This window comes from Streptomyces sp. NPDC054932, assembly GCF_053610205.1.
Map to the genome: position 1 here is coordinate 66313 of NZ_JBSGXU010000003.1, position 13879 is coordinate 80191.

Sequence of the window (13879 nt, forward strand, 5' to 3'; positions counted from 1 at the left end):
CAACGGTCACCGGGCACTCCAGGGACGGACACCATGAGCCAAGTAGCCCAGGGCAGGGGACGGGGCGGCTTCATCGCCGGCTTCCTCCTCGCACCCCTCGCGCTGTACCTGACCTTCGTCATCTGGCCGTACGTACAGACGTTCGGCTACTCCTTCACCAACTGGACGGGCCAGTCGCCGACGTTCGATTTCGTCGGCGTGGACAACTACACGGCCCTGATGAAGGACGAGGTCTTCCGCGGCGCCCTGTGGAACAACCTGCTGCTCCTGGTGTTCGTCCCGGTGGTCACCATCCTGCTCGCCCTCTTCTTCGCCTTCATGGTGAACGCGGGCGGGCGGGGCGGCGCCGGAGGGGTGCAGGGCGTACGGGGATCGGGCTTCTACAAGATCGTCTACTTCTTCCCGCAGGTGCTGTCCCTGGCCATCCTCGCGGTGCTCTTCGGCGCCGTATACCGCACCGACGAGGGCGGCCTGCTCAACGGCGTCCTCATCCGCCTCGGCCTGGTCGACAGGCTGCACCCGATCGAATGGTTGAACGAGCCGCGACTCGTGCTTTGGTGCCTGCTCCTCGTCGTCGTCTGGCACGGCGTCGGCTTCTACCTCGTCCTGTTCTCGGCGGCCATGCAGTCCGTCCCCAAGGACATCTACGAGGCCGCCCTGCTCGACGGGGCCGGGCGCGCCCAGACCTTCTTCAAGGTCACCCTGCCCCTGCTGTGGGACTCTGTGCAGACCTCCGCGGTCTACCTGGGCATCGCCGCGATGGACATGTTCGTCCTCGTGTCGACCATGACCTCCGGCCAGTTCGGCGGCGGGCCCGACCACCACAGCGAGGTCATGGCGACGGTGCTGATGAGGAACTTCCTCTACTTCGGCAAGAGCGGCTACGCCTGCGCCATGGGCGTGGTCATGCTCGTCCTCACCATGATCCTTTCCGTCATCACGCTGCGCGCCACCCGCCGCGAGCGCATCGAGTTCTGAGCGGGAGACCATCATGACCACAGTGATCAAGGCTCCGGGCGAAGCCGCCGCGGAGCGGTCCGGAGGAGCAGGCCCGAGCGGGGAACGGGGCGGGACCCGCTCCGAGGGCATGGTCCTCAACGTCTTCTCCCACGGCTTCCTCGCCGTCTGGGCCATACTGATCGTCCTGCCCCTGATCTGGCTGGCCCTCGGCTCCTTCAAGACCGACGCGCAGATCGGCGGCTCGGCCCTCAGCTGGCCCTCCAACTGGAACGCCGACGCGTTCGGCCGGGCCTGGGACAAGGGCATCGGCGACTACTTCGCCAACACGCTGATCGTGATGGTGTTCTCGGTCCCGCTGACGATGCTGCTCGGCTCGATGGCGGCGTACGTACTGGCCCGCTACCCCTTCCCGGGGAACCGGTTCATCTACTACTTCTTCGTCAGCGGGGCGATGTTCCCCGTCTTCCTGGCGCTCGTCCCGCTCTTCTTCATGGTCAAGCGGTTCGACATGCTGAACACGTACCAGGGCCTGATCCTCGTGTACGTCGCCTACTCGATGCCCTTCACCGTCTTCTTCATGCACTCCTTCTTCCGGACGCTGCCGACGGCGGTGCACGAGGCGGCGGTGATCGACGGGGCCTCGGACACCCGGATCTTCTTCCAGGTGATGGTGCCGATGGCCAGGCCCGGCCTGATCAGCGTCGGGATATTCAACATCCTGGGCCAGTGGAACCAGTACATCCTGCCCTCCGTGCTGATGCAGCCCCAGACCGGATCGGACCCCGAGCGCTACCTGCTCACCCAGGGTCTGATCCAGCTCCAGCAGCAACAGGGGTACGAGACCGACCTGCCGGTCCTCTTCGCCGGCGTCACCATCGCGATGATCCCGATGCTGGTGGTCTACCTCTCCTTCCAGCGCCAGATCCAGGCGGGCCTGACCTCGGCGACGCTGAAGTAGCGGCTCAGGAGGCCTTGCGCAGCTTGTACAGCCGTCCGGAGCCCGGGTCGCCGATCTCCTGCTGGATCCGGGGCTGCCGGGCGGTGCCGCCGACGCTCCAGGCGGGCCAGGTGCACCCGGGGATGTCCACGCGGACCCTCTGCGTCCAGACGTCCCGGCCGCCCTCGTAGACCCAGGTCCCGGACCCCGAGCAGCTCGGCGCCGCGTTGCCGGGGTGGTCGATGGCGCTGCGCCCGCCGACGCCGGAGGCGGTGACCCGGCCGTCCGTGGTGAAGACGAGGGTGTTGCCCGTGTGGTCGATCCAGCTGCCGGTCATGGTCTGCGGCCCGATCCTCGGCGGCTCGTACGGGGGCAGCAGGCCGACGGCGAGCCCGACCGCGCCGAACAGGCCCGTCCCCGCCACCACCGCCGTGCCCCACAGGGCCACCCGCCGCAGGAGGCCCTCTCCCCGGGGCAGGGCGATCACCGCCCCGAGGGAGAGCGAGGCCGTGGCCGAGGCCCAGAAGACCAGGGTGGATCCCGTCTGCGCGTCGTTGTGCGTCGCGAAGATCAGGACGGGCGGCGCCAGCAGGGCCGCCACCGCCGGCGGGGCCGACCACCACGCCGTGCGTCCGCCGAGCCCCCGGGCGATCAGGTCGGCCAGCGCGACCGCCGGCAGTACGAAGACCAGCGACAGCAGGAACGAGATGAAGCCGACGAGCGGGACGAGAGAGACCAGGCTCCCCGCGATGGCGGCCCCGTCGGGGGCCGTGTCCGGTGGTGGCTGCGTCCGCACGTACAGCAGGACCACCACGACGGTGAGCGCGACCTCCAGGCATCCCACCAGCGTCGAGACCACCAGCACGCGGCCGTACGACCGTTTCTGACGCATGCTCAACCCCCCCTGGCGGCACGGCGGACCGACACGTCCGCCCGGCCGGCGACGTCCTGGATCCATAGTGCCAGCCGGGCTGAACGTGTTCAATTCATTCTTCGCGCCCGCCTCACGAAGGGACGACCGACCAGCTGACCGCCGACACCGACGGATCCAGGGAGAGGTTGCTGACCGCCTCCTCCAGCGCCCGGCCCTGCGTGCCCTCGGCGGTCAGCAGCGCGGACACGGTCACCCGGCCGGGTACCGGACCGTCCTGGCTGCGGATCGAGCGCAGCTGGTGGCCCGGCCGGCTCAGGGCGTCCACCAGCCGGTGGCGGACGTGGGCCTCCTCCGCCTCCAGGCACACCGCCTCGAAGTGGTACTCGGCGGCCACCTCGGCCCCGCCGCGAGGCTCGCGGTCGAGGCGTCGGCCCAGCGGGCGCAGCAGGAGATTGGCCCCCACCACGCCCGCCGTGCCGCAGACGGCCAGGACGAACAGGCCCGCGCCGGCCAGGCAGCCCACGGCCGCCGAGCACCACAGGGTGGCGGCCGTGTTCAGCCCGCGCACGCTCGGGCCGTCGCGCATGATCACGCCGGCGCCGAGGAAGCCGATCCCGGAGACGATCTGAGCGGCGACCCGGGAGCCGTCGTAATTCACCTCGGAGACCGCGCTGAGGAACCCGTACTGCGAGAGCAGCACGAAGAGCGCGGCCCCGCCCGCCACCAGGGCGTTCGTGCGCAGACCTGCGAGGCGGGCCCGCCACTGGCGCTCCAGGCCGATGACCGCTCCGAGTCCGAGCGCGGCGGCCAGGTGCAGGGCCATCTGCCATTCGGTGAGCAGCATCGGACTCTCCCCTCTCCTACAGCCAGGTGCCGAAGCGGCGGATGTACCAGGTCTTCACGAGCTGGGTGAGCGTGCAGTACGCGAGAAGTACGCCGATCAGCCAGGGGAAGTAGCTCGCCGGCAGGGCGACGAAGCCCAGCGAGGGAGCCAGCGGAGAGAAGGGCAGCCAGAGCCCGGCCAGCACCGCGAGGACCGTCATCACCATCACCGGCCAGGAGGCGCGGGACTGGAGGAAGGGGATCTTCCGGGTGCGGATCATGTGGACGATCAGGGTCTGCGAGAGCAGGCCCTCGATGAACCAGCCGGACTGGAAGAGCGACTGGCTCGCCCCGCTGTTCGCGGCGAACACGTTCCACATGATCAGGAACATCGCGATGTCGAAGATCGAGCTGATGGGGCCGATGGTGACCATGAAGCGGAAGATGCCCTTGGCGTCCCAGTTGCGGGGCTTGCGCAGGTACTCCTCGTCCATCCGGTCCCACGGGGTCGCCAGCTGCGCGATGTCGTAGACCAGGTTCTGGACCAGCAGCATGATCGCGAGCATCGGCTGGAAGGGGATGAAGGCGCTCGCCACCAGGACCGAGAAGACGTTGCCGAAGTTCGACGACGCCGTCATCTTGATGTACTTGATCGTGTTGCCGAAGGTGGTCCGGCCCTGGACGACACCCTGCTCCAGGACGGTCAGGTCCTTCTCCAGCAGGATGATGTCCGCCGACTCCCTGGCGATGTCCACGGCGGTGTCCACCGAGATGCCGACATCGGCGTCCCGGAGCGCGGCCGCGTCGTTGATGCCGTCGCCGAGGAACCCGACGGTGTGGCCGTCGGCCTGCAGGGCCCCTACGATCCGGGCCTTCTGGACCGGGTTGACCTTGGCGAAGACCGTCGTACGGGCCGCCAGCGCGCGCAGTTCGGTGTCGTCGAGGGCGTCGGTGTCGGGGCCGAGCACCACGTGGCCGACGTCGATGCCGACGTCCGCGCAGACCCGGGCGGCCACGAGCTCGTTGTCGCCGGTGACGACCTTCACGGCGATGCCCTTGTCGGCCAGGCCCGTCAGGGCCCGGGCGGCGTCGGCCTTCGGCGGGTCGAGGAAGGCGAGGAAGCCGACCAGGGTCAGCTCGTCCTCGTCCGCGACCGAGTAGGTCTCGCGCGGGGTGCCGATCGTGCGGGTGGCGACGGCCAGGACCCGCAGGCCCTGCCGGTTGTGGTCCTCGGCGATCCGGCTGACGTGCCACCGCAGCTGCTCGGTCAGCTCGACCCTCTCACCGCGGTCCGTCATGTGCGTGCAGAGGTCCAGGACCTCCTCGACGGCGCCCTTGGTGATCATGATGTGCTCGGAGTGCCCGAGGGCTCCCACGAGGGAATTGCGGCCGAGGACCACGGACATCCGCCGCCGGGCGAAGTCGAAGGGGATCTCGTCGACCATCGAGAACCGTGCGTCGACGACAACCTCCTCGGCCTCGTCCACCCGGTCGATGACCGCCTGGTCCATCAGGTTCTTCAGGCCGGTCTGGAAGCGCGCGTTGAGGTAGCCGTACTCCAGGACCTCGTCGTCCTCGTTGCCGTGCACGTCCAGGTAGCGGTCCAGGACGATCCGGTCCTCGGTGAGGGTGCCGGTCTTGTCGGTGCAGAGCACGTCCATCGCGCCCAGGTTCTGGATCGCGTTCAGCCGCTTGACGACCACCTTCCGCCTGGACATGGCGACCGCACCGCGGGCCAGGTTGGCGGAGACGACCATCGGCAGCATCTCGGGGGTCAGCCCGACGGCGACGGCGATGCCGAAGAGGAGGGCCTCGTCCCAGTCCCCCTTGGTCAGGCCGTTGATCACGAAGACGACCGGGACCATCACCAGCATGAAGCGGATCAGCAGGAAGCTGACCCTGCGCACGCCGGTGTCGAAGTTGGTCTGCGGGCGCTCGCCGACCAGCGAGCCGGCCATCGAGCCGAAGTAGGTGTCTGCGCCGGTGGCGACGACGACGCCGGTGGCCGTGCCGGAGGTGACCGAGGTCCCCATCAGGCACAGGTTGTCGGCCTCGACCGGGTCGGAGGTCTCCCGCCGTCCGAGGTCCTCGGCCCGGGTGTCGGCCTTGGCCACCGGCAGGGACTCGCCGGACAGCGCGGCCTGGGCGACGCCCAGGTCCTTGGCGGTGATGATCCGCAGGTCGGCCGGGATCAGGTCACCGGCCGCCAGCCTGACCACGTCGCCCGGGACCACCTGGTCCATGGGCACCTCGAACGTGGTGGGCGCGGAGCCGCTGCCGGCCCGGCGCTGCACCGCGCAGGTGGTGGTCACCAGCTGCTTCAGCGCGTCGGCGGCGCGGCCCGAGCGGAACTCCTGCCAGAAGCGCAGCAGCCCGCTGATCCCCACCATCACGGAGAGGATGACGACGCCCGGATCCGCGGGGTCCTGCCAGTACATGACCGCCGCCAGGAAGACCAGGACGGCGATGAAGGGGTTCCGGAAGGCCTTCGCCAGCTGGAGGTACCAGCGGGGGGCGCGCTCCTGGGCGACGACGTTGGGGCCGTGGCGCTCCAGGCGCAGCGCGGCCTCGGCATGGGTGAGGCCGGCCGGTGAGGCGTCCACCTCCTGCAGGACCTGGACGCCCGAGCGGGCGCTGATCCCGGCGAGGCGCTCGCCGGCGAGCCGGGTACGGGCCTGGAGCTCGGCGTCCCGGCGCTCGCGGCGGGACCGGCCCGGCGGTGCGAGCTTCGTCGGGGTACGGGGGGTGAGCATGGTCATGACGAATACCTCCCTCCACGGTGTCCGGGCAGCGCGAAGCCGAGCGGTCACGTGGAGTGATCATGGGTCGGCGCGGAACGGCCCCGATGGGCCGCGGGCACGCCGGCGGGCATGGATGACGCACGCCCGGCGGAGTTGGCAGGGCATGCGGAAGGAAGGGAATGTGGAGATAAGCAACGCAGGCGCGCACGGGGCAGCGGTCCGCCGCTGCCGTGGGCACTCAGGGAAAGGTCAGCCGGTCAACAGGTCAGCCGACGAGAGCGCTGCAAGGACTTCGATCGGGACTCATCCCGAACACCTCCTTGCGTAGCGCGGTCATTGCAAGGCGCCCGATCCGGCCGGAAGGACCGCAGATGATCGGCGCCTCAGCGACCGTAGCACGATCCAGGGGGCCGCTCTCTCCCCCTTTAGGTCAGTAGGAGCCGTTTCATGCCGTGTCAGCCTCTTGACGTGTGGATGCGCAAAGGCTCGACTTAAGGTTCACAAGTTGGAGAGATGCCGGGGTCGCGGAGCGTGAAGCCGCGACGGTCCCCGGCCGGGGGGCGACGGCTGGCCGTCGCTAATGGGCAGGAGTGGATGAGTCGTGCAGACTCCCGGATCGCAGTCGTCGCTGCATCGCGCGAATCTCGAACGGGTCGTGCGGGCGGTGCGGCTCGCGGGATCACTGACCCAGGCGGAGATCGCCCGTGCCACCGGACTGTCGGCGGCCACGGTCTCCAACATCGTCCGGGAGCTGAAGGAAGGCGGAACCGTCGAGGTCACCGACACCTCGGCCGGCGGCCGCCGGGCGCGCAGCGTCTCGCTCCACGGTGACGCGGGCATCGTCATCGGCGTCGACTTCGGCCACACCCACCTGCGGGTGGCGGTGGGGAACCTCGCCCACCAGGTGCTGGCCGAGGAGTCCGAGCCGCTGGACGTCGACGCCTCCTGGGCGGACGGCTTCGACCGGGCCGAAGCCCTGGTCGGACGCCTGATTGCGAACATCGGGGTGGACCTGGAGAAGGTCATCGGCGTCGGGCTCGGCGTACCCGGCCCGATCGACGTGGAGTCCGGGACACTGGGCTCGACCGCGATCCTGCCGGGCTGGGCGGGCATCAACCCCCGCCAGGAGCTCTCGCAGCGCCTCGGGGTGCCCGTGTACGTGGACAACGACGCGAACCTCGGCGCCCTCGGTGAACTCGTTTGGGGGAGCGGGCGGGGAGTAAAGGACCTGGCCTACATCAAGGTGGCCAGCGGTGTCGGTGCGGGCCTCGTGATCAACGGCCAGATCTACCGCGGACCCGGCGGCACGGCGGGCGAGATCGGGCACATCACCCTGGACGAATCGGGTCCGGTCTGCCGCTGCGGCAACCGCGGCTGCCTGGAGACCTTCGCGGCGGCCCGGTACGTCCTGCCGCTGCTCCAGGGCACGCACGGACCGGAGTTGACGATGGAGCGGGTGGTCGAACTGGCCCGCGAGGGGGACCCGGGCTGCCGCCGGGTGATCACGGACGTGGGCCGGCACATCGGCAGCGGCGTGGCCAGTCTCTGCAACCTCCTGAACCCGAGCCGGGTGGTGCTGGGCGGCTCGCTGGCGGAGGCCGGTGAACTCGTCCTCGCTCCCATCCGTGAATCGGTCGGGAGGTACGCGATCCCCAGTGCGGCACGGCAGTTGTCCGTGCTCACGGGGTCCCTGGGCGGGCGCGCCGAGGTGCTGGGCGCGCTGGCGCTCGTACTCAGCGAGATGGGCGATTCGACACTTTTGTCAGATCATGGAAGTGGAGTGCGAGCTCCAGCCGTCTTGTCTTCAGGTAGATAACGAATGGCACCGTTGTCATCTCGTTAAGAATTCACTCCTTGACGGCAAAACGCGGCCGGGGTTGACTCACATCCACCTCGGCCGCGGCGTAGCGGCCTCGTCAGGGAGGTTCAACTAATGAACACGCGTATGCGCAGAGCCGCCGTAGCTGTTGCCGCTGGTGCCATGGCCGTTTCCCTCGCCGCTTGTGGCAGTGCGAAGGAGGCCGGCGACAAGACGAAGGAATCCTCCGGCGCTGCCAAGGGCGACGCGATCAAGGTCGGTCTGCTCCTGCCGGAGAACCAGACCGCGCGTTACGAGAAGTTCGACAAGCCGCTCATCGAGAAGAAGGTCGCCGAGCTCACCGGCGGCAAGGGCGAGGTCGTCTACGCCAACGCCAAGCAGGACGCGACCACGCAGAACTCCCAGGTCGACACGATGATCACCAACAAGGTGGACGTCCTGATCATCGACGCGGTGGACTCCAAGGCCATCGCCGGCTCGGTCAAGAAGGCGAAGGACGCCGGCATCCCGGTCGTCTCCTACGACCGCCTGGCCGAGGGCCCGATCGACGCCTACACCTCCTTCGACAACGAAGAGGTCGGCAAGGTCCAGGGCAAGGCGCTGCTGGAGGCGCTGGGCGACAAGGCCAAGGACGGCCAGATCGTCATGATGAACGGTTCGGTCACCGACCCGAACGCCAAGCTCTTCAAGGCCGGCGCGCACTCCGAGCTCGACGGCAAGGTGAACGTCGGCAAGGAGTACGACACCGTCGAGTGGAAGCCGGAGAACGCCAACACCAACATGGCGGCCGCGCTCTCCGCGCTCGGCAAGGACAAGGTCATCGGCGTCTACTCCGCCAATGACGGCATGGCCGGCGGCATCATCACCGCCCTCAAGGCCGCCGGCGTCTCCCCGCTGCCCCCGGTCACCGGCCAGGACGCCGAAATCGCCGGCGTGCAGCGCATCGTCGCGGGCGAGCAGTTCATGAGCGTCTACAAGCCGTACGCCCCCGAGGCCGAGGCCGCCGCGAAGATGGCCGTCGCCCTCGCCAAGGGCGGCAAGCCCGAAGGCACCACCTCCACGGTCGACAGCCCCACCACCAAGGGCGTGCCCTCCGTGCTGATCCCGGTCGTCTCGCTGACCAAGGGCAACATCAAGGACACCGTCGTCAAGGACGGCGTCTACACGGTCGAAGAGATCTGCACCGACAAGTACGCGGCCGCCTGCGCCGCCCTCGGCCTGAAGTAGCGGCCCCCGTCGCCTCCTCGCGAGGCGGCCCCCACGCCTGACCGGCGTCCCGCCCCCTCATCCCCGCCACCCGGGCGGGGCGCCGGGCAGAAACGTTCCTCCCCCCCATTCGCCCCGCTCCTGCTCTTTTGCACGACATCCCCGCCGGTCAGGCGGCGAAGGAGATGGTTCATGTGTCCGCTGCGCCCGTGCTGGCGTTGCGAGGGGTCTCGAAGCGGTTCGGCGCCGTTCAGGCCCTGACCGACGTAGAACTCGAGATCCACTCCGGTGAAGTGGTCGCCCTGGTCGGCGACAACGGTGCCGGAAAGTCCACGCTGGTCAAGACGATTGCCGGCGTGCACCCCATCGATGAAGGCGTCATCGAGTGGGAGGGCCGTCCGGTCTCCATCGGAAAGCCCCACGACGCCCAGAACCTGGGCATCGCGACGGTCTACCAGGACCTGGCGCTGTGCGACAACATCGATGTCGTCGGCAACCTCTTCCTCGGCCGCGAGCTCAAGCGCCGCGGTGTCCTCGACGAGGTGGAGATGGAGCGGCGCGCCCGCGAGCTCCTGACCACCCTGTCCATCCGGATCCCCAGTGTCCGTATCCCCATCGCCTCGCTCTCCGGCGGTCAGCGCCAGACCGTGGCGATCGCCCGCTCCATGCTGGGCGAGCCCCAGCTCGTCATCCTCGACGAGCCCACCGCCGCCCTCGGCGTCGAGCAGACCGCACAGGTGCTCGACCTGGTGGAGCGGCTGCGCGAGCGCGGCCACGCCGTCATCCTCATCAGCCACAACATGGCCGATGTGAAGGCCGTCGCCGACAAGGTGGCGGTCCTGCGGCTCGGCCGCAACAACGGTGTCTTCAACGTCGCCGACACCTCGCAGGAAGAGATCATCTCCGCCATCACCGGTGCCACGGACAACGCCGTGACCCGCCGGGCGGCCCGCACCTCGGAGGCCGGCAAGTGAGCACCCAGAACCCTGCCACCGGTCCACTGGACAAGGGCCCCGTCGCGCAGGAGCACGTCGACCCGGTCAACCCGGCGGCCGCGCACGACGCGATCCCGGCCGTGGACCCCCGCCTGCTCGTCCGGGAGGAGGGCCTCGCCGGATACGTGGGCGAGTTCAAGCGCAAGATGAAGGCGGGCGACCTGGGTTCCCTCCCGGTCGTCATCGGCCTGATCGTCATCTGGTCGATCTTCCAGGGGCTGAACTCGAACTTCCTCTCCCCGGAGAACCTCACCAACATCGCGATCACGATGACCGGTACGGGCATGATCGCCATCGGCATCATCTTCGTGCTGCTGCTCGGTGAGATCGACCTCTCGGTCGGCTCGGTCAGCGGTGTCTCGGGTGCGATCGTCGCCGTCCTCGCCGTCACCCACGGCGTGAACGAATGGCTGGCCATCCTGGCGGCCATCGTCGGAGGCGCCCTGATCGGCTCCATCCACGGCTTCTTCTTCGCCAAGGTCGGCGCGCCGGCCTTCGCCGTCACCCTGTCGGGCCTGCTCTTCTGGCTGGGCGCGATGCTGCAGATCCTCGGCAGCAACGGCACGATCAACATCGACTCCGACGGCGTGGTCGGCCAGCTGACCACGTACTTCTTCTCGGACGTGGCCGTCGCCTACGGGCTGGCCGCGCTCGCGGTGGCCGGCTACTTCCTCGCGGCCTTCCGTGACGCGAAGCGCCGCGAGGCGGCCGGGATGCCCTCCCGGCCGCTCGCCGAGATCCTGCTGCGCACCGGTCTGCTCGCGCTGTGCACCTTCGGCCCCGCCGTGCTGTTCAACCAGTACAAGGGTCTGCCGCTCGCGGTGGTGCTCTTCCTGCTGGCCCTGGTCGTCACGGACTTCCTGCTGCGCCGCACGACCTTCGGGCGAAACGTTTTCGCACTGGGCGGCAGCGTCGAGGCATCCCGCCGCGCGGGCATCAACGTCACCCGGATCCGCATCACGGTCTTCGCGATCTCCAGCACCTTCGCCGCCATCGGCGGTCTGTTCTGGGCCTCGAAGATCGCGGCCGCGAACCAGAGCGCCGGCGCCGGCGACCTGCTGATGAACGTGATCGCCGCGGCCGTCATCGGCGGCACCAGCCTCTTCGGTGGCCGGGGCCGGACCTGGAACGCCCTCCTCGGCGTCATGGTCATCGTCTCGATCCAGTACGGTCTGGCCCTGGAGGGCATCGCCACGCCGATCCAGTACATGATCACCGGCGCGGTGCTGCTCGCGACCGTGGTGATCGACTCGGTCACGCGCAAGACCCAGAAGACGGCCGGACGCGCCTGATCGGGCGTCCGACTGCCCGCCGGAGCGGCATCCGGCGGTAAGACCGGTCACAGTGCCCGGCGCCACTTCTCGTGGCGCCGGGCATCCGTGCGTGCATGTACGGGGTACTCATGTGCGGGTATACGCCCGTATGTGAGGTGTGACCGCGCAGTCGTGCGTACATGTATGACAAAGGTGTGACTCCCCCGGGACGGCCCGATGACCGCGCCCGGGGACGGAACATTAGACTCGACAGACCAGCAAGCAACTGCAAGGAGGCACGGGTGCTGCTGACCCGCATCAAGGGACCGCGCGATCTGGACCGGCTCAGCCAGGAGGAGCTCGACCAGCTCGCGGCCGAGATCAGGTCCTTCCTCGTCGACGCCGTCTCCAAGACCGGCGGGCACCTCGGCCCCAACCTCGGGGTGGTCGAACTGACGATCGCCCTGCACCGGGTCTTCGACTCGCCCAAGGACAAGGTCCTCTTCGACACCGGCCACCAGGCATACGTTCACAAACTGCTCACGGGCCGCCAGGACTTCGCCGGGCTGCGCACCAAGAACGGCCTGTCCGGCTACCCCTCGCGCGCCGAGTCCGACCACGACGTGATCGAGAACTCGCACGCCTCCACCGTGCTCGGCTGGGCCGACGGCCTGGCCAAGGCCAACGAGGTGCTGGGCCGCGAGGACCACCACGTCGCCGCCGTCATCGGCGACGGCGCGCTGACCGGTGGCATGGCCTGGGAGGCGCTGAACAACATCGCCGCCGCCAAGGACCGCCCGCTGGTCATCGTCGTCAACGACAACGAGCGCTCCTACGGCCCCACCATCGGCGGCCTCGCCAACCACCTGGCCACCCTGCGCACCACGGACGGCTACGAGCGCTTCCTGGCCCGCGGCAAGGAGATCCTGGAGCGCACCCCGGTCGTCGGGAAGCCGCTCTTCGAGACCCTGCACGGCGCCAAGAAGGGCCTCAAGGACTTCATCGCCCCGCAGGGCATGTTCGAGGACCTCGGGCTCAAGTACATCGGGCCCATCGACGGCCACGACATCGAGGCCCTGGAGTCCGCCCTGCAGCGCGCCAAGCGCTTCAGCGGCCCGGTCATCGTGCACTGCCTCACCCAGAAGGGCCGCGGCTACACCCCGGCCCTCGAGCACGAGGCGGACCGCTTCCACGCGGTCGGCGTGATCCACCCCGACACCGGCCTGCCGGTGAAGACCGCCGCCGCCAGCTGGACCTCCGTCTTCGCCGACGAGATGGTCAAGCTCGGCCACGAGCGCGAGGACATCGTCGGCATCACCGCCGCCATGCTCCACCCGGTCGGCCTCAACAAGTTCGCCGAGGCATTCCCGAACCGGATCTACGACGTGGGCATCGCCGAGCAGCACGGCGCCACGTCGGCGGCGGGCCTGGCCACCGGCGGGGTCCACCCGGTCTTCGCGGTGTACGCGACCTTCCTCAACCGCGCCTTCGACCAGGTCCTGATGGACGTGGCCCTGCACAAGTGCGGGGTCACCTTCGTCCTGGACCGCGCCGGTGTCACCGGCGACGACGGCGCCTCCCACAACGGCATGTGGGACATGTCCATCCTCCAGGTCGTGCCCGGCCTGCGGCTCGCCGCCCCGCGCGACGCCGAGCAGCTGCGCGCGCAGCTGCGCGAGGCCGTCGAGGTCAAGGACGCCCCGACCGTCGTGCGCTACTCCAAGGGCGTCGTCGGCCCGGCCGTCCCGGCCGTCGGCCGGATCGGCGGCATGGACGTCCTGCGTGCCCCGGGCGCCGAGGTCACCCGTCCGGACGTACTGCTCGTCTCGGTCGGCGCACTCGCCCCGATGTGCCTGGAGATCGCCGACCTGCTGGACAAGCAGGGCATCTCCACGACCGTGGTCGACCCCCGCTGGGTCAAGCCCGTGGACGAGGCCCTGGCCCCGCTCGCGGACCGGCACCGCGTGGTCGTCACCGTCGAGGACAACGGCCGTACCGGTGGTGTGGGCGCCGCCGTCTCGCAGGCCCTGCGCGACGCGGGCGTCGACGTACCGCTGCGCGACTTCGGCATTCCGCAGCGCTTCCTCGACCACGCCCTCCGCAAGGAGATCATGGCCGAGATCGGCCTGACCGCACCGGACATCGCCCGGCAGGTCACCGGGCTGGTCGCCAAGCTGGACGGCCGCTACGACAGCGAGCCGGCCGCCGCGGTGGACTAGTCCGGAACCCGCCGCTCGTAGATCGAGGCGGGGTTGCACGTCACGGGCCGGGA

General features: G+C 69.3%; 10 protein-coding genes. 7 read left to right on the forward strand and 3 right to left on the reverse strand.

Annotated features, from left to right (window positions below; all coding sequences use genetic code 11):
- Window positions 1–33 precede the first annotated feature (33 nt).
- Complete coding sequence (locus ACWGE1_RS01645; protein WP_453418545.1) at window positions 34–978, forward strand: carbohydrate ABC transporter permease; 945 nt, start codon at window positions 34–36, stop codon at window positions 976–978.
- A 13-nt stretch (window positions 979–991) separates the two neighbouring features.
- Entirely contained in the window at window positions 992–1918 is a 927-nt protein-coding gene (locus ACWGE1_RS01650) for a carbohydrate ABC transporter permease (RefSeq protein ID WP_453418546.1), read from the forward strand.
- Between the two features lie 4 nt (window positions 1919–1922).
- Here ACWGE1_RS01650 and ACWGE1_RS01655 read toward each other — a convergent pair whose 3' ends face one another.
- The 3 genes from ACWGE1_RS01655 to mgtA form a co-directional block, all read right to left on the reverse strand.
- Window positions 1923–2789, reverse strand: a complete 867-nt coding sequence (locus ACWGE1_RS01655; protein ID WP_453418547.1) for a hypothetical protein — start codon at window positions 2787–2789, stop codon at window positions 1923–1925.
- A 112-nt stretch (window positions 2790–2901) separates the two neighbouring features.
- Entirely contained in the window at window positions 2902–3615 is a 714-nt protein-coding gene (locus tag ACWGE1_RS01660) for an MgtC/SapB family protein (RefSeq protein ID WP_453418548.1), read from the reverse strand.
- A 16-nt stretch (window positions 3616–3631) separates the two neighbouring features.
- Window positions 3632–6352 (reverse strand): magnesium-translocating P-type ATPase, encoded by a 2721-nt coding sequence (gene mgtA, locus ACWGE1_RS01665; RefSeq protein WP_453418549.1) that lies wholly within the window; start codon window positions 6350–6352, stop codon window positions 3632–3634.
- Between the two features lie 583 nt (window positions 6353–6935).
- Here mgtA and ACWGE1_RS01670 point away from each other — a divergent pair.
- The 5 genes from ACWGE1_RS01670 to dxs all read left to right on the forward strand — a co-directional run bounded on the left by ACWGE1_RS01670 (window position 6936) and on the right by dxs (window position 13826).
- Entirely contained in the window at window positions 6936–8150 is a 1215-nt protein-coding gene (locus tag ACWGE1_RS01670) for an ROK family transcriptional regulator (protein ID WP_453418550.1), read from the forward strand.
- Between the two features lie 117 nt (window positions 8151–8267).
- On the forward strand, window positions 8268–9380 hold the full coding sequence (locus ACWGE1_RS01675; protein ID WP_453418551.1) for a sugar ABC transporter substrate-binding protein: 1113 nt from the start codon (window positions 8268–8270) through the stop codon (window positions 9378–9380).
- Window positions 9381–9544: 164 nt separating this feature from the next.
- The gene (locus ACWGE1_RS01680; protein ID WP_215144586.1) at window positions 9545–10333 is read left to right on the forward strand and encodes an ATP-binding cassette domain-containing protein; all 789 of its coding nucleotides are present in this window, start codon (window positions 9545–9547) and stop codon (window positions 10331–10333) included.
- Window positions 10334–10359: 26 nt separating this feature from the next.
- A complete protein-coding gene (locus tag ACWGE1_RS01685; RefSeq protein ID WP_453418588.1) occupies window positions 10360–11646 on the forward strand; it encodes a sugar ABC transporter permease in 1287 nt (428 codons plus the stop codon).
- A gap of 263 nt (window positions 11647–11909) precedes the next feature.
- Window positions 11910–13826, forward strand: coding sequence for a 1-deoxy-D-xylulose-5-phosphate synthase (gene dxs, locus ACWGE1_RS01690; RefSeq protein WP_033217683.1), 1917 nt, complete (start codon window positions 11910–11912; stop codon window positions 13824–13826).
- The last annotated feature ends 53 nt before the right edge of the window (window positions 13827–13879 follow it).

What these genes read in the sequence shown, in the direction of transcription:
- ACWGE1_RS01655 (WP_453418547.1), bottom strand. Translation starts at nt 2,789, where the DNA reads ATGCGTCAGAAACGGTCGTACGGCCGCGTGCTGGTGGTCTCGACGCTG.
- mgtA (WP_453418549.1), bottom strand. Translation starts at nt 6,352, where the DNA reads ATGACCATGCTCACCCCCCGTACCCCGACGAAGCTCGCACCGCCGGGC.
- ACWGE1_RS01680 (WP_215144586.1), top strand. Translation starts at nt 9,545, where the DNA reads ATGGTTCATGTGTCCGCTGCGCCCGTGCTGGCGTTGCGAGGGGTCTCG.
- ACWGE1_RS01660 (WP_453418548.1), bottom strand. Translation starts at nt 3,615, where the DNA reads ATGCTGCTCACCGAATGGCAGATGGCCCTGCACCTGGCCGCCGCGCTC.
- ACWGE1_RS01675 (WP_453418551.1), top strand. Translation starts at nt 8,268, where the DNA reads ATGAACACGCGTATGCGCAGAGCCGCCGTAGCTGTTGCCGCTGGTGCC.
- ACWGE1_RS01650 (WP_453418546.1), top strand. Translation starts at nt 992, where the DNA reads ATGACCACAGTGATCAAGGCTCCGGGCGAAGCCGCCGCGGAGCGGTCC.
- ACWGE1_RS01645 (WP_453418545.1), top strand. Translation starts at nt 34, where the DNA reads ATGAGCCAAGTAGCCCAGGGCAGGGGACGGGGCGGCTTCATCGCCGGC.